Annotated in this window: 18 protein-coding genes and 1 pseudogene; 15 read left to right on the plus strand and 4 right to left on the minus strand. The window is 72.8% G+C overall.

Annotated elements, in window-relative coordinates; all coding sequences use genetic code 11:
• Nucleotides 1-22: 22 nt before the first annotated feature.
• Nucleotides 23-886, minus strand: a complete 864-nt coding sequence (locus tag ACZ404_RS16370; protein ID WP_468440246.1) for a LysR family transcriptional regulator — start codon at nucleotides 884-886, stop codon at nucleotides 23-25.
• 92 nt (nucleotides 887-978) lie between these two features.
• Between ACZ404_RS16370 and ACZ404_RS16375 the strand changes: the two genes are divergently transcribed.
• The 3 genes from ACZ404_RS16375 (at nucleotide 979) to ACZ404_RS16385 (ending at nucleotide 3,407) form a co-directional block, all read left to right on the plus strand.
• Nucleotides 979-1,716, plus strand: a complete 738-nt coding sequence (locus ACZ404_RS16375; RefSeq protein ID WP_468440248.1) for an SDR family oxidoreductase — start codon at nucleotides 979-981, stop codon at nucleotides 1,714-1,716.
• Nucleotides 1,717-1,996: 280 nt separating this feature from the next.
• The gene (locus tag ACZ404_RS16380) at nucleotides 1,997-2,620 is read left to right on the plus strand and encodes a hypothetical protein (RefSeq protein ID WP_468440250.1); all 624 of its coding nucleotides are present in this window, start codon (nucleotides 1,997-1,999) and stop codon (nucleotides 2,618-2,620) included.
• A 64-nt stretch (nucleotides 2,621-2,684) separates the two neighbouring features.
• Nucleotides 2,685-3,407, plus strand: a complete 723-nt coding sequence (locus ACZ404_RS16385) for a YcnI family copper-binding membrane protein (RefSeq protein WP_468440593.1) — start codon at nucleotides 2,685-2,687, stop codon at nucleotides 3,405-3,407.
• A 125-nt stretch (nucleotides 3,408-3,532) separates the two neighbouring features.
• Here the strand turns inward: ACZ404_RS16385 and ACZ404_RS16390 are convergent, their stop codons facing one another.
• A complete protein-coding gene (locus ACZ404_RS16390; protein ID WP_468440252.1) occupies nucleotides 3,533-4,306 on the minus strand; it encodes a CDP-alcohol phosphatidyltransferase family protein in 774 nt (257 codons plus the stop codon).
• A 121-nt stretch (nucleotides 4,307-4,427) separates the two neighbouring features.
• Here ACZ404_RS16390 and ACZ404_RS16395 point away from each other — a divergent pair, with 121 nt between their 5' ends.
• The 5 genes and pseudogenes from ACZ404_RS16395 to ACZ404_RS16415 all read left to right on the plus strand — a co-directional run.
• A complete protein-coding gene (locus ACZ404_RS16395) occupies nucleotides 4,428-5,411 on the plus strand; it encodes a zinc-dependent alcohol dehydrogenase (protein ID WP_468440254.1) in 984 nt (327 codons plus the stop codon).
• 136 nt (nucleotides 5,412-5,547) lie between these two features.
• Nucleotides 5,548-5,946 carry a 6-pyruvoyl trahydropterin synthase family protein gene (locus ACZ404_RS16400; RefSeq protein ID WP_468440256.1) on the plus strand — a complete coding sequence of 133 codons (399 nt, stop codon included), beginning with the start codon at nucleotides 5,548-5,550 and terminating at the stop codon, nucleotides 5,944-5,946.
• Nucleotides 5,943-7,142, plus strand: a complete 1,200-nt coding sequence (locus ACZ404_RS16405; RefSeq protein WP_468440258.1) for a glycosyltransferase family 4 protein — start codon at nucleotides 5,943-5,945, stop codon at nucleotides 7,140-7,142. The genes ACZ404_RS16400 and ACZ404_RS16405 overlap by 4 nt, the downstream gene beginning before the upstream one ends.
• Nucleotides 7,139-8,122: a methyltransferase domain-containing protein gene (locus ACZ404_RS16410; RefSeq protein WP_468440260.1), complete on the plus strand. Its 984-nt coding sequence runs from the start codon at nucleotides 7,139-7,141 to the stop codon at nucleotides 8,120-8,122. Before ACZ404_RS16405 ends, ACZ404_RS16410 begins: the two co-directional genes overlap by 4 nt.
• Nucleotides 8,119-9,144 (plus strand): annotated as a pseudogene (locus tag ACZ404_RS16415) (lysylphosphatidylglycerol synthase transmembrane domain-containing protein); the annotation flags it as partial. The gene ACZ404_RS16410 and the pseudogene ACZ404_RS16415, both read left to right, overlap by 4 nt.
• A 53-nt stretch (nucleotides 9,145-9,197) precedes the next feature.
• Here the strand turns inward: ACZ404_RS16415 and ACZ404_RS16420 are convergent.
• Entirely contained in the window at nucleotides 9,198-9,974 is a 777-nt protein-coding gene (locus tag ACZ404_RS16420) for a creatininase family protein (protein WP_468440262.1), read from the minus strand.
• A gap of 38 nt (nucleotides 9,975-10,012) precedes the next feature.
• Between ACZ404_RS16420 and ribA the strand changes: the two genes are divergently transcribed.
• From ribA to ACZ404_RS16455, 7 genes are all read left to right on the plus strand, one after another.
• On the plus strand, nucleotides 10,013-10,672 hold the full coding sequence (ribA, locus tag ACZ404_RS16425) for a GTP cyclohydrolase II (RefSeq protein ID WP_468440264.1): 660 nt from the start codon (nucleotides 10,013-10,015) through the stop codon (nucleotides 10,670-10,672).
• A gap of 33 nt (nucleotides 10,673-10,705) precedes the next feature.
• Nucleotides 10,706-11,677: an ornithine cyclodeaminase family protein gene (locus ACZ404_RS16430; RefSeq protein WP_468440266.1), complete on the plus strand. Its 972-nt coding sequence runs from the start codon at nucleotides 10,706-10,708 to the stop codon at nucleotides 11,675-11,677.
• Nucleotides 11,674-12,819, plus strand: a complete 1,146-nt coding sequence (locus ACZ404_RS16435; protein WP_468440268.1) for an NAD(P)/FAD-dependent oxidoreductase — start codon at nucleotides 11,674-11,676, stop codon at nucleotides 12,817-12,819. The genes ACZ404_RS16430 and ACZ404_RS16435 overlap by 4 nt, the downstream gene beginning before the upstream one ends.
• Complete coding sequence (locus ACZ404_RS16440) at nucleotides 12,816-13,877, plus strand: saccharopine dehydrogenase (protein WP_468440270.1); 1,062 nt, start codon at nucleotides 12,816-12,818, stop codon at nucleotides 13,875-13,877. The genes ACZ404_RS16435 and ACZ404_RS16440 overlap by 4 nt, the downstream gene beginning before the upstream one ends.
• Nucleotides 13,870-15,021 (plus strand): saccharopine dehydrogenase family protein, encoded by a 1,152-nt coding sequence (locus ACZ404_RS16445; protein ID WP_468440272.1) that lies wholly within the window; start codon nucleotides 13,870-13,872, stop codon nucleotides 15,019-15,021. Before ACZ404_RS16440 ends, ACZ404_RS16445 begins: the two co-directional genes overlap by 8 nt.
• A gap of 20 nt (nucleotides 15,022-15,041) precedes the next feature.
• Nucleotides 15,042-15,779 carry a hypothetical protein gene (locus tag ACZ404_RS16450; RefSeq protein WP_468440274.1) on the plus strand — a complete coding sequence of 246 codons (738 nt, stop codon included), beginning with the start codon at nucleotides 15,042-15,044 and terminating at the stop codon, nucleotides 15,777-15,779.
• Nucleotides 15,780-15,884: 105 nt separating this feature from the next.
• The gene (locus tag ACZ404_RS16455; protein ID WP_468440276.1) at nucleotides 15,885-19,376 is read left to right on the plus strand and encodes a glycosyltransferase; all 3,492 of its coding nucleotides are present in this window, start codon (nucleotides 15,885-15,887) and stop codon (nucleotides 19,374-19,376) included.
• 51 nt (nucleotides 19,377-19,427) lie between these two features.
• Here ACZ404_RS16455 and ACZ404_RS16460 read toward each other — a convergent pair whose 3' ends face one another.
• Nucleotides 19,428-20,651: a serine hydrolase domain-containing protein gene (locus ACZ404_RS16460; RefSeq protein ID WP_468440278.1), complete on the minus strand. Its 1,224-nt coding sequence runs from the start codon at nucleotides 20,649-20,651 to the stop codon at nucleotides 19,428-19,430.
• Nucleotides 20,652-20,795 lie beyond the last annotated feature (144 nt).

The following is a 20,795-nucleotide window of genomic DNA, read 5'->3' on the forward strand; positions in this document are numbered from 1 at the left end:
GAAGCCCCGTCCGACGCGGCCGTCACAGCCGTGTGGCCGTGCGGACCAGGGCGGCCAGGGTGAGGGAGCGGCTGTGCGCGGGCCAGGCGATGTGGGTGACGACGGGCGGTGCGTCGGTCAAGGGGACGGCCGTGTGCTCGGCCCACAGCCAGGAGCGGGCGGAGTCGGGGACGACCGCCACGGTGCGTCCGAGGGCGATCAGCTGGGCCAGTTGCGTCTGGTTGTGGATCTCGGGGCCAGGGCCGGGTGCGTAGGTGCCGTGGGTGGGCCAGCGGGCGAGCGGCAGATCGGGGACCTCCCTGACATCGGCCAGTGACAAGGTCTCGCGGGCGGCGAGGGGGTGCCCGGCCGGCAGGACGGCGACCTGCCCCTCGGTCGTCAGTGCCTCGCTGTCGAAGCCGGCGAGGGAGTTCCACGGCGTGTGCATGAGCGCGACATCGGCGCGTCCGTCGCGCAGCAGTTCTTCCTGCTCGCAGATGCCGCACGGCAGCACCTCGATCTCGGCGCCGTCGGGCTCGGCCGCGTAGGCGTCGAGAAGCTTCCGCAGCAGTTCGTGGGACGCGGCGGCCTTCACCGCGAGGACCAGCCGGTCGCGGGGGCCGCCGGGGCTGTCGGCACCGCCGGCGCGCCGGGTGCGGCGAGCGGCGGCGGCGGTCGCGGCGAGGGCCGCCCGGCCCTCGTGCAGGAGCACCTCTCCGGCACCGGTCAGGCGGACACCACGGCGGTTGCGCTGCAGCAGGCAGACCCCGAGGCGCCGTTCGAGTTGTTGGATCGCCCGCGACAGCGGCGGCTGCGCCATGCCGAGGCGCTCGGCGGCGCGCCCGAAGTGCAGCTCCTCGGCGACGGCCACGAAGTACCTCAACTCGCGGGTTTCCAGGGCGTCCACCGCCGCAGCATACGTGGTGATACCCGGTGAGTATGACAGGGCACCGTATCGGTGTTGGCCCCGCCACTCGTCCGAGGGCCACCATCACCGGCATGAGCGAAACGATGATCGCGCTGGTGACCGGCGCGAACAAGGGCATCGGGTACGAGATCGCGGCCGGGCTGGGCCGCCTCGGGTACCGCGTGGGGGTCGGTGCCCGCGACGAGACCCGACGTGAAACCGCCGTCGGAAAACTGCGCCTCCTCGGCGTCGACGCGTTCGGGGTACCGCTGGACGTGACCGACGACCGGAGCGTCACCGATGCCGCGGCACTGGTCGAACGGCTGGCCGGGCGCCTGGACGCCCTGGTCAACAATGCCGGCATCTCGGGCGAGATGGGCCCGGGGTGGGAGCAGGACCCGACCACGCTCGACCTGGAGGTGCTCCGCACGGTCGTGGACACCAACGTCATGGGTGTCGTCCGGGTCACCAACGCGATGCTGCCGCTGCTGCGGCGCTCGGCCTCGCCACGCATCGTCAACGTCTCCAGCAGCGTCGGCTCCCTGGCCCGGCAGGCGGACCCGGACACCGAGATCGGCCCGATCATGGCGGCCTACGCGCCGTCGAAGTCGTTTCTCAACGCTCTCACCGTGCAGTACGCCCGGCAGTTCACCGGTACGAACATCCTGATCAACGCGGCCTGTCCGGGCCTGGTCGCGACCGACTTCACCGGCTTCCACGGATCCCGCACCCCTCAACAGGGCGCGGCCACTGCGGTCCGGCTCGCCACGCTGCCCGACGGAGGCCCGAGCGGTTCGTTCTTCGAGGACGAAGGCGTCGTCCCCTGGTGATCACGAACTGCCCTGAGCCGACGAAGCCCCGGCGGGTCCACGAAACGCTGCGGACGGACCGGATCGGAAGAGACAGCGGGAGGCATCCGTCCGACCAGGACCGGATCGGCTGAGATCTCCAGGGACGCGGCGTCTCAATCGTTCCGGTCGCCGCAGGCGACGGCCACGCTCCGGACCGGCTCATTCCCGTCTTCCCACCAGTGACCCGAGCGGTTGTGTCTCCGACTGAACACCGCGTCGCCGCCCTTCGTATCCCCCCACCGTGGGAGGATCGCTCACCATGAGCGCGTCGGCGGCGGTGAGGAGTGTGCGCGCTGCGGTGTTCGCCGCGGTGTGTGTGCTGCTGGCTGTCGCCGGGCACGGGCTGGCGATGGGGGACATGCCGCCCCTGTGGGCCGACGCCGGGGCCTTTCTGACCGTGTTCGTGGTCGGGTGGGCGCTCGGCGGGCGGGAGCGGTCGTTGCCGGGCATCGGGGCGGCCATGCTGGTCACCCAGGGTGCGCTGCACTTCGCCTTCGATGCGGCGCACCGGATCGCCGGCGCCGGGCGGGCATCCGGCATGCAGGCCATGGCCTCCATGCCGGCCCATGACATGCCGGGCCATGCCATGGTCGCCATGCACGCCCACTCCACCGCCCATGCCGCCACCGCCGCTCATCTCCTCGCCGCTCTCTTCGCCTCCTGGTGGCTGCGGCGGGGAGAGGCCGCTGTGTGGTCGCTGCTGCGGCGGGCGGTCGCGTTCGTACCGGGGCTCGTCGCCTGGTGGCGGGGGACTCCGCCGGCCGTCCCGGGTGGGCGTGCCGTACGTGTGCCGGACGGGCCCGAATCCGCCTGCCGGACTCTGCTGCTGCGGCATGCGGTGAGCCGGCGCGGGCCCCCGGTGTCGATCTCGTACTCAGGCTGATCAGTCGACCTACGTCGTTCGTCACCCGCCCCGTACGGAGATCCACTCACCCATGTCCAAGAACATGTCCGCCACCCGTATCGCCCTGCGCCGCGCCGTGGCCGTCACCGCGCTGACCGCCGGCGGAGTCCTCGCGGCGGCCGGGGTCGCCTCCGCGCACGTCACCGTCCATCCGGAGAGCTACGCCAAGGGAGCCACCGACGGTGTGCTCACCTTCCGGGTGCCCAACGAGGAGGACAGCGCCTCCACCACCGAGGTGCAGGTCTTCCTGCCCACCGACCATCCCGTCCTCGGCGTCCTGGTGCACCCGCAGGACGGCTGGACCCCCAAGGTGACCACCACCAAGCTCAAGACGCCGGTCAAGACCGACGACGGCACCATCACCGAAGCCGTCTCCGCGATCACCTGGACCGGCGGGAAGATCGGCGCCGGGCAGTACGAGGACTTCGACGTCGCCTTCGGGCAACTCCCGGACAACACCGACCAGCTGACGTTCAAGGCGCTGCAGACCTACTCCGACGGCAAGGTCACCCGCTGGATCGAGGCGCCGACCGGCGGGGAGGAGCCGGAGAACCCGGCGCCCGTGCTCAAGCTCACCGCCGGGGACGAAACCTCCGCGCCCACCGCCGCGACGGCCTCCAAGAGCGACTCGGCCAGTACCTCCAAGGCCGCCGGCAGCAGTGACTCGACCGCCCGCGGACTCGGCATCGCCGGGCTCGTGGTCGGCGTGCTCGGCCTCGCCGCCGCCGCGTTCGCGATCCTGCGGGGGCGCGCTCCGCGGTCGTAGCAGGAAGCGGTCACGACAGCGGTACAGACACAGCGGTCACGACAGCAGTACAGACACAGCGGTACAGACACACGGAAGAGGGGCCCGGACCGAATCCATCGGTCCGGGCCCCTCCTTCACGACCCTCAGCGCGTCGCCAGCTCCAGGTCCAGTGCCCTCGGCTCCGAGACCGTGACCACCTCCACCCTCGTGCCGGAGTTCCGCCGCAGCCACAGCACGTCCCGGCCGAAGGACCACACCAGGGAGCCCAGCGACACCAGGACCACCGCGAAGTTGGCCGCGTGCGGCAGCAGTTGCGCGCCTGCCACGAGGAGGCAGATGCCCTGGAGGGCCGCCACCGTCTTGCGGGCGAAGGACGCCGGGAGCGGGGCGTTCAGCCAGGGGGCGACGCGGGCCGCCGCGACGAAGACGTAGCGCATGCCGCCGATCAGCAGGACCCAGGGGCCGAGCTGCGTGGAGACGTACACGCTCAGCACCAGGATGAGGAACGCGTCGACCTCCATGTCGAAGCGGGCGCCGAGTGCCGTGGAGGTGCCGGTGCGGCGGGCCACCTTGCCGTCCACGCCGTCCAGGAGCAGGGCCACGGCGGTCAGGCCGACCAGCAGCGTGACCGGCGGCGCGCTCTCGAAGGAGTCCGCGACCAGGGCGGTCACGCCGCCGACCAGGGTGGCCCGGCCGAGGGTGACCCGGTTGGCGGGGCCGAAGGAGCTGAGCCGGGAGCGGTGCAGGGCGCGGGAGAGGACCACCCAGGTGGCGAGCGCGAAGACGAGTCCGGTCAGCCAGCCGGCCGGGCCCATGCCGATGGCCGTGCCGAGCAGCGCGAGCAGCAGGATCTGGACGCCCGCTCCCACAGCGGTCTCCTGCTGGGGCCTCGCGTCGTACGTGTTGTTCAGGGCCACCGCACATCCTCCGGCCGAGTGACAGAGTCGATCAATGCCGCGTACTGTGCGCGGCCAGTGCACATCTCCCTGTGCAGCACTCCGTACGTGCACCACTTCCCGATCGTTCAGGAGGATGCCGATGAACCACTCGGCCCGCGCGTTCTGGCTCCGCTCTCCGGGGCGCGGCGAGCTTCGCGACGTCACCCTCACGGCGCCGGCCGAGGGCGAGGTGCTGGTCCGCGCGCTGTACTCCGGGGTCAGCCGGGGGACGGAGACCCTCGTCTTCCGGGGCGGGGTGCCCGCGTCCCAACACGCCGCGATGCGGGCGCCGTTCCAGCAAGGCGACTTCCCTGGGCCGGTGAAGTACGGCTACCTCAGCGTCGGGGTCGTGGAGGAGGGCCCGGGGGAGCTGATCGGCCGCACGGTCTTCTGCCTGTATCCGCACCAGAGCCGTTACGTCGTTCCGGTGAGCGCCGTGACCGTCGTACCCGAGCGGGTGCCCGCCGGGCGGGCCGTGCTCGCCGGGACCGTGGAGACCGCGGTGAACGCCCTGTGGGACGCGCGGCCCCTGATCGGCGACCGGATCGCGGTGGTCGGCGGCGGCATGGTCGGCTGCTCCGTGACCGCGCTGCTCGCCCGCTTCCCGGGCGTACGGCTGCAGCTCGTCGACGCCGATCCGGGCCGGGCCGGGACCGCTGAAGCGCTCGGCGTGGACTTCGCCGCGCCCGGCGACGCCCTCGGCGACTGCGACCTCGTCGTGCACGCCAGCGCCACCGAGGCCGGCCTCGCCCGCTCGCTGGAACTGCTCGCCCCGGAGGGCACGGTGATCGAGCTGAGCTGGTACGGCGACCGGCGCGTCGCCCTGCCGCTCGGCGAGGCCTTCCACTCCCGCCGGCTCACCGTGCGCAGCAGCCAGGTCGGCACCGTCTCCCCGGCCGCCCGGGCCGGCCGCGGCTACGCCGAGCGGATGGCCCTCGCCCTCGATCTGCTCGCCGACCCGGCCCTGGACGCCCTCGTCACCGGGGAGAGCAGCTTCGAGGAGCTGCCCGAGCTGATGCCCCGGCTGGCCTCCGGCGAGATCCCGGCCCTGTGCCACCGCATCAGCTACCCGGCCGCGACCTGACCGAGAACAGACCGCCTGACCTGAGAAAAGAGTGAGAGGACGCTGAACACGGGGAAGCGAAGAGCCGTACTACACGGCAATCCCCCGGCAGGGAACCGCTGGGGCATCAGACGCGCCGCACCTGGAGGGTCGTCCGTTGTTCAGCATCACCGTCCGCGATCACATCATGATCGCCCACAGCTTCCGCGGCGAGGTGTTCGGGCCCGCGCAGCGACTGCACGGCGCCACGTTCCTCGTGGACGCGACGTTCCGCCGCGAACAGCTGGACGAGGACAACATCGTGGTCGACATCGGCCTCGCCACCCAGGAACTGGGCGCCGTCGTCGGCGAGCTGAACTACCGCAACCTCGACAACGAGCCGGAGTTCGCCGGGATCAACACCTCCACCGAGTTCCTGGCCAAGGTCATCGCCGACCGGCTCGCCGAACGCATCCACAAGGGTGCCCTCGGGGAAGGGGCCAAGGGCATCGCGGGCCTCACGGTCACGCTGCACGAGTCGCACATCGCCTGGGCGAGTTACGAGCGTGCGCTGTGACCGACGTGACCGTACACCGGGCGCCGCGGCTCGACTACGTGCCCCCGCAGCCCCGTTCCTCCGCCTCCACCGACACCGTGAACCTCGGGATCGCCCCCATGTCCCTGCGCACCGTGCACTTCGTCATGCCGGGCGGCGTCGACGACCCGGCCGCGCCGAGCGGCGGCAACGCCTACGACCGCCGGGTCTGCCTGGACCTGCCCGGTTTCGGCTGGCAGGCCGTGCGGCACGCGGTGCCCGGCAGCTGGCCGCGACCCGGCGCCGACGGCCGCGAGGCGCTCGCCCGTACGCTGCGGGAACTGCCCGACGACACGGTGGTACTGCTGGACGGGCTGGTCGCGTGCGGCGTACCGGAGATCGTCGTCCCCGAGGCGGAGCGGCTGCGGCTCGCGGTACTGGTGCACCTGCCCCTCGGCGACGAGACCGGTCTGGAGCCGGCCGTGGCCGCCGACCTCGACGCCCGCGAACGGGCCGTACTGCGGGCGGTGCCCGCCGTCATCGCCACCAGCGACTGGGCGGTCCGGCGTCTCGTCTCCCACCACGGGCTCGTCCCGCAGCGGGTGCACGTCGCCGCTCCCGGCGCCGACATCGCGCCGCTGGCCGCCGGCACCGACGGCGTCTCCCGCCTGCTGTGCGTCGCCGCCGTCACCCCGCGCAAGGGTCAGCACCGGCTGGTCGAGGCGCTGGCCACGGTGACCGACCTGCCGTGGACCTGCGAGTGCGTCGGCGGGCTGACCGGCGACCCGGAGTACGTCGCCCATCTGCGCGACCTCATCCGGCACCACGGTCTGGAGGACCGGCTGCTTCTCACGGGGCCGCAGGCCGGCGCCGCCCTCGACGCCCGGTACGCGGCGGCCGACCTGATGGTGCTCGCCTCGTACGCCGAGACGTACGGCATGGCGATCACGGAGGCACTGGCCCGCGGCATCCCGGTGCTGGCGACCGACGTGGGCGGTGTCCCCGAGGCGGTCGGGCGGGCGCCCGACGGCGGTGTTCCCGGCATCCTCGTGCCGCCGGAGGACCCGGCCGCACTCGCCGCCGAGCTGCGCGGGTGGTTCGGCGAACCGGACGTACGACGCCGTCTGAAGGCCGCGGCGCGCAGTCGCCGCGCCGCGCTCGACGGCTGGGCGAGAACCGCCCGCAGCCTGGCCGGGGTCCTCGGCCGGCTCCCCGAGGCACCGAGGAGGGCGGCATGAAGGACACCCCGACCTTGACCGACGGCATCCCGGCCCAGCCGGGGCCCAGCGAGACCGAGGTCATCGCCGGTGCCGGCCCCGTGGCCCGGCCCGGTGAGCGGGCCACCGTGCGGTTGCGGGACGGCGGTGCGGAGGAGGGACCGCGGTACGCGCCCGAGTGGCTGCAGTTGCGGGAGCCGGCCGACGCCGACGCCCGGGCGCAGGACCTGTTGGACCCGCTGCGCATCCGGCTGGCCAATCTGCCGGGCCGGGCGGGTGGCGGCGCGGACGGGTTGGTGGTGCACGACCTGGGCTGCGGCACCGGCTCGATGGGCCGCTGGCTCGCGCCCCGCCTGGACGGCGCCCAGCACTGGGTGCTGCACGACCGGGACCCGTACCTGCTGCACTTCGCCGCCGTGGCCTCCCCGCGCGCCGCCGCCGACGGCAGCCGCGTCACGGTCGAGACCCGGCGCGGCGACGTCGCCCGGCTCACCCCGGACGCGCTGACCGGTGCCTCCCTGGTGACCGCCTCGGCGCTGCTGGACGTCCTCACCCACGACGAGATCGACACCCTCGCCGACGCCTGCGCCGGCGCCGGCTGCCCGGCGCTGCTCACGCTCTCCGTCGCCGGGCGCGTCGAACTGAGCCGGCCCGACCCGCTGGACGACGAGATCACCGAGGCGTTCAACGCCCACCAGCGGCGTACCGGCCTGCTCGGCCCGGAGGCGGTCACCGTGGCCTGCGAGGCGTTCGCCGAGCGCGGCGCGACGGTACGGGTGCATCCGAGCCCGTGGCGGCTCGGCCCCGGGTCCGCGGCGCTGACCGCCCAGTGGCTGCGGGGCTGGGTGGGCGCGGCGGTCGAGCAGCGGCCCGAGCTGCACGAGCACGCCGAGCGCTATCTGCGCGAGCGCCTCGCGGCGTGCGAGGCCGGTGAGTTGGGGGTCGTGGTGCACCACAGCGACCTGCTGGCACTGCCCCGGCCGACGGGCGGCGCGTCATGAACGGGCAGGCGGCGGAGGGCGGCGCGCGGACCGCCGGGGATGCCGCCACGGCCACCACAACGGCATTGCTGGAGCCCCCCGTCGAGGCAGGGACGGCCACGACCGAGGAGCCACCTGCAGAAACCTTCGAGCCCGCAGCCCCCGCCCCCTCCCGCCTCACCCCTCGGGCCCTGCGCACGCACCTCGGCACCCTGGCCGGTGCCGTCATCCTCGCCGTCCTCCTGTGGCGGCTGGGCACCGGTGTGCTCCTCGACGGGCTTCGGCGTATCGACGCGATGACCCTGCTGGGTGCCCTCGGTGTCGGTGTGGTCACCACCGTCTTCAGCGCCTGGCGCTGGCAGTTGGTGGCCCGGGGGCTGCGGATACGGCTGCCGCTGGGAGCCGCCGTGGCGGACTACTACCGGGCGCTGTTCCTCAACGCGGCCCTGCCCGGCGGGGTGCTGGGCGATGTGCACCGGGCCGTCCGGCACGGACAGAGCGCGGGCGACGTCCGGCGCGGTGTGAAGGCGGTGGTGCTCGAGCGGGTCGCCGGGCAGATCGCGCTGGCCGTGTGCGGTGCGGCCGTTCTGCTGACGCTGCCGTCACCGGTCCGCGCCGACGTCCGCGGCTTCGCCCCGCTCGTCGCGCTCACCGCGGCGGGCGCGGTCGCGGTCGTCCTCGCCGTCCGGATGAACCGGGGCCCCTCCCGGCGCACGGGAGCCCTGCGCGCCACGCTGACCGAGGCCCGCGCGGGGCTGGCGTCCCGGGAGAACGGGCCCGGCGTGGCGCTGTCCTCGGCCGTCGTCCTGGCCGGGCACGTCGCGATGTTCGTCGTGGCGGCGCGGGTCGCCGGCTCCGCCGCCTCCGTGCCGGTGCTGCTGCCGCTCGCGGTGCTCGCCCTGGTCGCCATGGGACTGCCGCTGAACATCGGCGGTTTCGGCCCCCGCGAGGGCGTCACCGCCTGGGCGTTCGGCGCCGCCGGGCTCGGCGCGAGCAGCGGGGTGGCCGTCGCCGTCGTGTACGGCGTGCTCAGCTTCGTCGCGAGTCTGCCCGGCGCCGTCGTCCTCGTCGCCCGCTGGTGCGCCGGAATGCGCGGCTATCCCCGTGCCGCTTCCGAGCCGTCGTCCGACGTGAGCAGCTCGACATACGCACCGAACGATTCGGCGAGGCTCGCCAGCAGTTCCTTCCCCTTTTCCGCCGAACCCAGGGAAGGACGGCCGATGACGCCCGATTCGGTGTAGGCGGACATTCCCACGGTGAGCAGATGACGACGGTCGTCCGCGGTGAAATCGGCGGACTCGTAACCAGAGCGGACGAATTCGGGGTGAGCATGCAGCAGAATCGAGGTCTCGATTTCGCCCGCGTGCATGTCGGTGAGCAGCGAGGTGAGGACACCGGCCCGCTCCCGGGCCGTCTCCCAGTCCTCGGCGGCCGGGAACAGCGCCATCCGCTCCCCGCGCGCGGAGGCCTCCTGGACGACGTTGCCCAGCACGTAGTTGCCGCCGTGCCCGTTGACCACGACGAGCGCCTCGACCCCCGAGCGGCGCAGCGACGCGGCGATGTCCCGGACCACCGCGTGGAGGGTCACGGCGGAGATGCTGACGGTCCCCGGCCAGGCCGCGTGCTCGTGCGAGCAGGCGATGGTCACCGGGGGAAGAAGGTGCACCGGGTGCGCGGCGGCGATCTCCCGTGCCACGGCACAGGCGACGAGCGTGTCGGTCGCCAACGGAAGGAAGGGCCCATGCTGTTCGAAGCTGCCCACGGGAAGGACGGCCACCTGTGTTGAAACGCCCGCCCCCCGCATCCGTACGTCTTCCGTAGTGTCCCCCGGCACCAGCCCGAAGCCGGCCGTACCCGCGCCCGAACCACTCATCTTTTCCCGGCCTTTCGTCTCTGCTTAGGAATCAGATCATGACAGAAAACATCGGTGTCCTCGGCAAGAAGTCCCCGCGGCGTTCGGGTGCGGAACGCGTCGTGAATGCCCCGCTGCCCACCGTGTACGGGAAATTCCAGGCGATCGGGTACCTGGACCACGACCGGGGCGAGGAGCAAGTCGCCCTGGTGCACGGGGAGATCGGCACGGAAAGCGTCCTGACCCGGCTGCACTCCGAGTGCCTGACGGGCGACGCGTTCGGCTCCCAGCACTGCGAGTGCGGCGACCAGCTGGCCTCCGCGATGCGCGCGGTGGTCGCCGAAGGCAGCGGCATCGTCGTCTACTTGAGGGGCCACGAAGGCCGCGGCATCGGCCTGCTGGCCAAGCTGCGCGCGATGGCCCTGCAGGCGGAGGGCCTGGACACCGTGGAGGCGAACCTGGCGCTCGGGCTGCCGGTCGACGCCCGCGACTACGGCGTCGCCGCCGAGATCCTGCACGACCTCGGAGTGCGCTCCGTCCGGCTGATGTCGAACAACCCGGCCAAGCGGGAGGCGCTGACCCGGCACGGCATCCAGGTCGCCGAGCAGGTGCCGCTGCTGATCGAGCCGTGCGAGAGCAACATCACCTATCTGCGGACCAAGCGGGAGCGGATGGACCACATCCTGCCCCATCTGGACGCGGTCGCGCACAGCTCCTGATTCGGCGGGCGGCGCGCCGGACAGGATCAGGGGATGACCGACGACGTCCTCATCCTCTCCGGCGAGCAGGTGACGCGGCTGCTCGGCGCGGACGCGGCGATCGCCTCGCAGCGGGCTGCCTTCACCGCGCTCGCCACCGGCGAGGCCGACCTGCCCGGGAAGATCATGGCGCCGAGCCGCTTCGACGACAGCGTGGTCTTCGCCCACGTCTCCCGGCTGTCCCGGGACACCGGGGCGGTGGCGAAGTTCGGCAGCGTCAACCCGGGCAACGCGGCGGCCGGACTGCCCACCGTGCACGCCGTCGTCACCGCGCTCGACCCCGGCACCGGCCGGCTCGCCGCCGTCCTCGACGGCACCGCGGTGACCACGCTGCGCACGGCCGCCGGCAGCGCCGTGGCCGTGGACGCCCTCGCCGTGCCCGGACCCACCGAGCTGGCCCTGCTCGGCTCCGGCACCCAGGCCCTGGCCCACGCCCGCATGATCGCCCGGGTGCGGGAGCTGACCGCCGTACGGGTGTGGAGCCCGACCCCGGACCACCGCACCGCCGCCGCCCGCACGCTGACGGGCGAACTCGGGCTGCCGGTGCGGGCCGTGGACGGCGCCGAGGAGGCCGTGACCGACGCCGGCGTGGTCGCCGCCTGCACGCTCAGCAGCACCCCGGTGGTGCACGGCGCCTGGCTGGCACCCGGCTGCACGGTGGTCAGCGTCGGATCCTTCGAGCCCACCCGCCGTGAGGTCGACCAGGAGGTCCTGCGACGTGCCGCGGCCGTCGTGGTCGACGACGCCGGCACCGCCGCCGGGCACGCCGGGCCGGTGGTCGCCGCCCTGCGCGACGGGCTGCTCGCCCCCGGCGGACTGATCCCGCTGGGCGAGGTGCTGACCAGGCGCCGTGGTGCGCGCACCGCTGCGGGTGACATCGTCTACTACAACAGCGTCGGACTCGGCATCCAGGACGCGGCGGCAGCCTGGGCCGTGATCCGCGCCGCGAAGGAGGCAGCCGCGTGAACCTTCGGGCCCGGGTGGTCGTCGTCGGCGGCGGTGTGATGGGCACCAGCATCGCCTGCCACCTCGCGCGCGCCGGAGTACCGGACGTCGTCCTCGTCGAGCGCGACGAACTCGCCGCCGGGTCCACCTCCCGGGCGGCCGGCGGGGTGCGGGCGCAGTTCTCCGACGAGCTGAACATCCAGCTCGGCGCGCGCAGCCTGGAGGCCTTCGGCCGGTTCCAGCAGGAGATCGGGCAGGACATCGGGCTGCACCGGGTCGGCTACCTGTTCCTGCTCTCCACGCCCGAGCAGGTCGCCTCCTTCGAGGCGGGCGTGCGGCTGCAGAACTCCCTCGGGGTGCCGAGCCGGATGCTCGCGCCCGAGGAGGCCCGCCGGCTCTCCCCGCTGATCACCACCGACGGCCTGCTGGCCGCCGCCTACTCCCCGGACGACGGCCACTGCACGCCCGAGGCCGTCGTCCACGGCTACGCGGCCGCCGCCCGCGCCCACGGCGCCCGCATCCTGCGCCACACCGAGGTCACCGGCATCGAGCTGCGCGGCGACCGCGTCACCGCCGTCGACACCACCCTCGGCCCGATCGCCACCGACACGGTGATCTGCGCGGCCGGCGCCTGGTCACGGGCGGTCGGCGCGATGGTGGGCGTGGATCTGCCGGTACGGCCCCTGCGGCGCCAGATCGCCGTCACCGAACCGGTGCCCGGCCTGCCGTCCGCGCTGCCGATGACCATCGACTTCACCACCAGCCTCTACTTCCACGCCGAGGGCCCCGGCCTGCTGCTCGGCATGTCCGACCCGGACGAGCGGCCGGGCTTCGCCACCGACACCCACGACCGCTGGATACCGCGGCTGTGCGAGGCGATGCAGCGGCGCGCCCCCGCCCTGCTGGAGCTGCGCCGCACCGGCGGCTGGGCGGGGCTGTACGAGAACACGCCCGACCACAACGCCCTGATCGGCGAGGCGCCGACGGTGTCCCGCTTCCTGTACGCGACCGGCTTCTCGGGCCACGGCTTCCTGCAGGGACCTGCCGTGGGCGAGATCGTGCGCGACCTGTACCTGGGCCGCGCGCCCTTCCTCGACGTCCGCCCCCTGAGCGCCGGCCGGTTCGCGGCCGACGCCCCGCGCCCGGAGGCCAACCTGGTATGACCGAGCTCCACCTGTGGCTGCGCCACGAGTCCCGTACGACCGAGCGGCGCACGCCGGTCGTCCCCGCCGACGCCCGCCGGCTGACCGGGAGCGGGGTGCGTCTGACCGTCGAGGAGTCCCCGCAGCGGATCTTCCCGGTCGAGGAGTACGAGGCGGCCGGCTGCCGCCGCGCCCCCGCCGGCTCCTGGGTGACGGCACCGCCCGACGCCGTGATCCTCGGCCTGAAGGAACTCCCCGACGAACCGGCCGCGCTGACCCACCGCCACCTCTTCTTCGGGCACGCCTACAAGCGGCAGCCGGGCGCCGCCGAGCTGCTGCGCCGGTTCGCGGCCGGGGGAGGGGCGCTGCTTGACCTGGAGTACCTGGTCGACGAGCACGGCCGCAGGCTCGCCGCCTTCGGCTACTGGGCGGGCTACCTGGGCGCCGCCCTCGCCGTCCTCCAGCACCGCGGCCGGCTGCACGCACCCCTCGCCCCGACCACCAAGGAGGAGCTGGACGCCCTCCTCCAGCCGGCCGGCGGGGACGCGGCGTTCACGGCGCTGGTGATCGGCGCGCTGGGCCGCAGCGGGCGCGGCGCCTCGGCCGCGTTCGACGCCGCCGGGGTGGATGCGACCCGCTGGGACCTGGCCGAGACCCGCGACCTGGACCGGCCGGCGCTGCTCGGTCACGACGTCCTGGTGAACTGCGTCCTCGCCACCAGCCCGGTCCCGCCCTTCGTGCGCGAGCAGGACCTGGACGACCCGGCCCGCCGGCTGCGCACGTTGTGCGACGTCACCTGCGACGTCGGTTCCCCACTGAACGTCCTGCCGGTCTACGACCGCACCACCGAGTGGACGGAGCCCGTGCGCCGGCTGCGCAAGGAGCCGCCGCTGGACCTCATCGCCATCGACAACCTGCCCTCCCTGCTGCCCCGCGAGTCCAGCACCGACTTCTCCGCCGACCTGGTGCCGCAGCTGCTCGACTTCGGCACGTCGGGCGCGTGGGGACGCTGCCTGGACCGGTTCCACCGGGCCTGCCGGGAACTGGGCATCGCGGAAGGGGAGTCCCGTCATGACTGACCGTGTCCCGGCGAGCGGCACCGTCCACTGGGTGGGGGCCGGGCTGTCCACCGGCAGCGGACTGGCCGTGCTGTGCGAGCGGGCCGCGCGGGTACGGCTGTGGCACCGCACCGAGGACCGCGCGGCGGCCGCCCTGGCCGAGCGGGGCCTGACCGGGCGCGCCGAGCCCCGCGCCTTCACCCTGCCCGCGCTCACGGCCGAACTGGCGCCGGGTGACGTCGTCGTATCGATGCTGCCCGCGCCGCAGCACGCCGGGCTGCTGTCCGTGTGCGTCGGCGCCCGGGCCCACTTCGCCTGCTCCAGCTACGTCTCGCCCGAGGTGCTGGACCAGGTGCCCGGGGCGCAGGCGGCCGGGCTGGTGGTGCTCACCGAGGCGGGGCTGGACCCGGGCGTCGACCACCTCTTCGCGCACAGCCTCGTCGGCAGGGCGCGGGGGGAGATCGGCGCGGACACTCCCGCCTCCTACCGCCTCACCTCCTACTGCGGCGGCGTCCCCGCGATCCCGAACGACTTCCGCTACCGCTTCAGCTGGGCGCCCCTGGGCGTCCTGGGCGCCCTGCGCTCGCCGGCCCGTTACCTCGAGGACGGCACCGAGACCGTCGCCGAACGGCCCTGGGAGGCGACCCGGCCGCTCGTCCTCGGCGGCGAGACCTTCGAGGCCTACCCCAACCGGGACAGCATCCCCTTCATCGCCCAGTACGGGTTTCCGGCCGCCTGGAGCCCGCGCACCTTCGTACGGGGCACCCTGCGCCTGGACGGCTGGCTGAAGGCGTGGGAGCCGGTCTTCGAGGAGCTGAGGGCGGGCGACGACGAGCGCATCGCCGCCCTGGCACAGGAGCTGGCGGCGGCGTACCCGACGACGGACGAGGACCGCGACCGCGTCGTGCTGTCGGTGTCCCTGGAGGTCGAGACCCCGAACCGCACCTGGACGGGAGGCTACCTCCTCGACCTCGTGGGCGACGCCGAGGAGTCGGCCATGGCCCGCTGCGTCTCCCGCCCCCTCGCCCTGGGCGTCCGCCACATCCTCGACGGCAGTCTGCCGGCGGGACTGCAACGGGCGGCGGAAACGGCGCAGCGGTCGGACCGGTGGCTGGCCGAACTGGCCGGAGACGGACTGCAGTTCGGCCAGAGACTCGGGCAGTAGAGTGTGCGAGGGGGGCGCGCATGGAGTCGGTACTCGCGAACATCGCGATCGGGCTGGTGACCAGCCTGCTCGGCGGTGGGTTCGTCTGGCTGTGGGAGCGGACCAAGCGCATGCGGGCGGTGAACAGAAGGGCTGCGTTCTTCGGCGTCCGGCCCGGGGAGACCTGCCTCGTCGTGCTGGGCAACAAGTACAACTCGCCCGGTACCGCGCACCATCGGGACGTCCGAGCCGTGGTCGAACTGGCTCTGCTCGCAGGAGTGTTGGGCTGTCAGGTGACCGTGGAGACCGGCGAGTACGTCGGCAGCAACGGTGACCGAACCGAGTTCTGCGTCGGCGGCCCGACCGGGGGCGCGAACGTCCGGACGGGAGGCCACCTCGCGGCGCACCTCCCCGGCGTCACGGTCCATCCTTACGACGGCACCCGTGCGGACTCGGTGGCGATCGAGGTCGGCGGGGAGAAGTTCCTCTTCGACCGCGGCAACCAGGAGTACGCCCTCGTGGCGAAGTTCACGCCGGTGGAGTCCAGCAGGCCCGTCTTCGTGGTGTCCGGGCAGTCGTCGGTGGCCAACCTGGCGGCCATCCACCTCCTCCGGCGCGAGTATGCGCGGGTGGCCGAGCAGCTGTCCTCGATCGAGCGGTTCTGCCTCCTGATCAAGGTCTCCGACATCGCCACGTACGGGTTCCACCGAGCGGAACTGGAACGGGACGTTTCCACGGCGGCGTTCGGGACCTCCCCGAGCACCACCGCGGCCGCCTGACCCCGCCGGAGCCGAATCCGACGCCGTGAGGGGCGATATCGTTGGCGGGATCTTCTACTGGTGGTGCGTCAGGAGATCCTGGGACGGGGGCCGGAGGAGCCTGTGGTGGATGAGCCCGAGTCGAAACCCAACTTTCACCTGGACGGTGCCGCCCGCGCCGAGGTGGCGGAGGACCTGTGGCGGAACTGGTGGCTGGAGGGCCACGGCGTCGCCCTGCTCTTCGGATTCTCGGGTGTCGGCAAGTCGGACCGGGTCGTCCGGCCGCTCCGCAACTGGGCCGCAGGCCAAGGAGTCCCCACTGCGTGGGAGGACGTGCCCGAGAGTCCCCTGGAAATGGACAGTGCCCTCGCAGCCCGCATCGCGAGCAGCGTGGAAGGCACGGAGCACGCCTCCCGCGTGTCGCCCACGGCGGAAGGCTCCGCGTTCGTCTCCACGGTCCTTCCCCTTCTGCGGGCGGGAGCCCTCGTCGTCGTGGACGAGTTCCAGCGGCTGCTCGACTCCCAGGGCCGGCCGTCACCGTCCATGGCGCGGGCACTCGAGCGACTCGCGCGTCGTCCGGCGGACAAGGGCTGCCTGCTGCTGGTCACCAACCGGCATGTCGACTGGACCTGGACCGGACAGCTCTATGTGACCGAGCTGAAGCCGCCCGAGGACGCCGACGCCACCTCGATCGTCCTGGAGAAGCTGGACGAGGAGGAGGGCGACGCCAGGTTCCCCCACGCCAGGCGCCTGGAAGTCGTGCGCCGTCTGGGGCGCAATCCGGAAGTCCTGAGACTGCTCGGCCTGCTCCTCAAGACTCACGCTCTGGACGATCTGCTGCCGCCCATCGGTGACGTTCCCGAGGAACCCTTCGAACCGCGACTCGTCGAGGAGATCGAACGGAAACTGCTGGCGAAGGCCGCCGAGGACCTGCCGGAGCCGGCCCGCGCGTTTCTCCGCGACATGTCGGTGGTCCGGGACTGGGCCGCCTGGGACCTCGTCGACGCCATCGGCCACAGCCGGGGCGACGTCCGGGAACTCGTGCGGGAGACGCGCGAGCGGTATCTCCTGCAGAACCGCGGCTCCGCCGGGTCAGGTGCGACGCAGCGCGGAGGCGGCCTCCATCAGGTCCACCCCTTGGTCCGGGAGGTCGACGTCGTCCACTTGCGCCGTGACAGCACCGCGTGGCGGGCCGCACATCTCCGCGCGGGCGAGTGGTACGCCAGGAAGCTGAAGCCCGTCGGGGGAGTTGCGGTCCACGACCGTACGCTCACCCTGGGCCTGGAGGGCGCCTGGTACCACTACGCCGCGGCCGATGCCCAGGACGCCCTGCTCACGGCCATGGAGCCGGCCCGGCGCTACATCGAGCAGCGCTACGGCTGGACAGCGCCACCCTTCAGCTCCAACGGAGAGCGGGACGCCCGCATCACCCTGCTGGAGGCGTACACGAGCCGGTGGGGCACGGCGGGCACGCACTTCTACCTGGCCGCCCTGCTGCGGGATCGGGGCAGACCGGAGGACGTGCGCCAGGCGCTCACACATGCGCGACGATCGACCGCGGGCCAGGAACATTCCCAACCCTGGGTGCTGTGGGTCAAACTGGTGCACGCCGTCGACGGCCCGGAGGCCGCGATCGCGGCGGCCCGCGAGGCCATCGCACACGTCTCGCCCGCCAAGAGCCTCTTCTCGGTCTATCAACTCTTGGGAAGCTATCTGGCCGAGATGGGTCGACCGGGCGAAGCCGTCGCCGCGTTGCGTGAAGGTACTGAGCATGCGACCAGAGGTGTCGACCGGCTGGGCCTGCTGGCTGCCCAGATCGCGGCAGGCGAACCGACGGACGGTCTGCTCCGCGAAGTCGGCGCATGGCGGGACAAACCGGGGATGGGTCCTCTGAGCAGGTTGGTAGAGGCACTCCTATGGGAACGTGAGGGGCACTGGGAAGAGGCTGTCGAGCTGATCGCCGAAGGCCGGCAACACCATCCCAGGTACATCGCGTTCACGCTCCACGAGGCATTGTGCCGGCTCGCTCTCGATGACGCCGAGGCGGCCCAGGCTGCCCTGGACCGGTTCCCGAGCCACCTCCGTTTCGAGAAGGGGTCGGTCAACACGTGGTGCGCCAGCTTCGTCGCCCTGAAACTCGACCGTCTGTCCCTTGCCGCACAACGCTTGAGCGACTACCTGGGCACCGACGCCTCCGACTCGACGAAGGACCAGATTCGCGCCCGCCTGCTGCGCGCCTGGGACACGGTCGTCGCCAGGCCGGGCATCCCCATTCCCTCGCTGGTCTTCCCCGTCCTGCCGTCCGCCCTCAGCGGACTGCCGGCCGTGGCGATCCGGTCCCAGTACGGAGGCCCCGTCCTGCCGCAGCATCAACCGACCGTCGACGTTCCGGACCCCGACGGGCGTCTGCGCATCCTCGCGATCGCCACGGAATGGTCCTCGGGCAAGGGCGGCGTGAGCACGTTCAACCGGCGCCTGTGCCTGTCGCTGGCGCAGCAGGCACAGGTGACCTGCCTCGTTCTTCGGGCCACCGACAAGGAACGGAAGGATGCCGCGGCAGGAAACGTGACCCTGGTCGAGGCACGGGAGGCTCCGGGAGCCACGGACGCCGAGCGGCTCACCTACCCTCCGGCGTTCCCGGAGGACGCCCTGCCGCAAGTGATCATCGGACACGGCCGGTGGACCGGTCCGGCAGCGCAGCGGATGGGGATCGACTTCCCGCAGGCGAAGATCCTGCACTTCCTCCACGTGATCCCGGAGGACATCGAGCGGTACAAGGGCGAACGCCAGGTCGACGCGGCGGTGCTGGCGGAGGAACGGCAGGAGGTCGATCTGGCCCTGAGCGCCGCCGCCCACCGCGCCGTGGCGGTGGGGCCACGCATCTACGAGTGGTTCCTGCACGACCTGGACGCCCGTGACATCGACCCGGACAAGCTGATCCGCTTCGACCCCGGCTTCGACCCCGGCGCCGCGCGGGGCCGGCCACCGCAGGGACGCTGTACGGTGCTCGTCGTCGGCCGGACGGAGGACTACCGGCTCAAGGGCCTCGACCTGGCGGCGCTCGCCTTCAACCGGGCACGCCAGCTTCGCAGGCCCGGCCTGCCCCGCCTCGAACTCGTCGTACGCGGCGCCCCTCCCGAAGCGGCCACGGAGCTCGAGAAGCAGATGCGTGCATGGGCGGGAGACAACTCGCTTCCGGTGCGGGCCCGCGCCTACTCGACCGATCACGAGGTTCTGAAGGCCGACCTTCGCGGCGCCAGCCTGGTGTTGATGCCGTCACGGGCGGAGGGCTTCGGCCTCGTCGCGGCCGAGGCGATCGCCGCCGGCACGCCGGTCCTCGTGAGCAGTGAGAGCGGTCTGGCCAAGCTGCTGGAAGGGTTCGTGCCCGAGGAGGCGTCCCGCATCGTGGTGCCGACCGTCGGGGACGACGACCGCGACGTCGAGGCCTGGGCCCATGCCATCGACGGCGCCCTGCGCCGCCCGGAGGCCGAGTTCACGGCGACGGCCCAGCTCAGCGCCCGCCTGGCGGCGGAACTGACGTGGTCGTCGGCGGTGACCGCGCTGTTGAAGCGTGTAGCGGACCCGGAGAACATCGCCCCGCACTCGCTCGGTCGGTAGACGACGAGAGAAGGCGCCGCGGAGGCCCGGTCCGGTCTCTGCGGTCGGCGGTCAGTCCAGCAGGGCCTCGTGCACCAGTCGTCGCAGGTCCGGGAAGACCTTGAGCCTCTTCGGGCGTACCTGGGTCATGAACTGGACCGTCAGGTCGTGGCTCGGGTCGACCCAGAAGGCGGTGGTGGCCACGCCGGTCCAGCCGTAGGTGCCGAGGCCCTGCGGGACCAGGGTGCGGGTCGGGTCGAGGACGACCGAGACGTTGAAGCCGAAACCGAGGCCCTCGTTGCTGCGCTCCTGGTGGGCGGGGGCCCCGAAGGTGCGCAGGTCGGCGCCGCCGGGGAGGTGGTTGCGGGTCATCAGGGCGACCGTGCCGGGGGACAGGATGCGGGTGCCCTCCAGTTCGCCGCCGCGGCGCAGCATCTCCATGAAGCGGTGGAAGTCCCGCGCCGTGGCGACCAGGCCGCCGCTGCCGGACAGGAACCGGGGCCGGCCCCGCACCGGCAGTCCCGGGATCGGTGCGATCCCGCCGTCCTCCGTCTCGCCGTACATCTCGGCCAGCCGGTCGGCCTGCTCGGGGGTGATGTGGAAGCCGGTGTCGGTCATGCCGAGCGGGCGGAGGATCCGCTCGGTGACGTACGCGTCCAGCGGCTGTCCGGAGACCACCTCGATGACCCGGCCGAGCACGTTGGAGGCGACCGAGTAGTTCCATTGGGTGCCCGGCTCGAACTGGAGCGGCAGACGGGCGTACACCTCCACCGTCTCGGCGAGGTTCGCGCCCGGCGGCACGGACGACTCCAGGCCGGCCTCGCGGTAGAGGGCGTCCACGGGGTGCTTGTAGTAGAAGCCGAAGGTCAGGCCCGCCGTGTGGGTGAGCAGATGCCGGATGCGGATCGGGCCGGAGGCGGGACGCGTGCGTACGTCGGCGCCCGCACCGCTCTCGTACACGCGGGGGGATGCGAAAGCCGGCAGGTGGCGGTCGAGCGGGTCGTCCAGGGAGAGCCGGCCCTCCTCGACCAGTTGCAGCACCGCGACCGCGGTGACGGGCTTGGTCATGGAGTAGATCCGCCACAGGGTGTCCGTATCGACCGGCAGCCCGGCCGCGAGGTCCCGGTGGCCGTACGTGGTGAGGTGGGCGACGCGGCCGTCGCGGGCCACCGCCACCAGGTAGCCGGGCAGGCGTCCTTCGTCGACGTGGCGGGCGAAGTGCTGGTCGAGGCGGCCGAGCGCCTTCGCGTCCAGCCCGGCCTCGCCCGGGTCGACTTCCTGTCGCAGCTGTGCCATCGCTCTCCTCCGGTCGCGTCGTACGCGCGCGTTCCGGCGTACCCGTCGGGACGCACACCTCATCGTGGCGCAGGAACACCGGCACGGACCCGCTCATCCGGGGCGTGTGTGATCGACGCGACGCCGCGTCCCGGCAGACCGCGG

Source organism: Streptomyces sp. NPDC030798 (assembly GCF_055572275.1).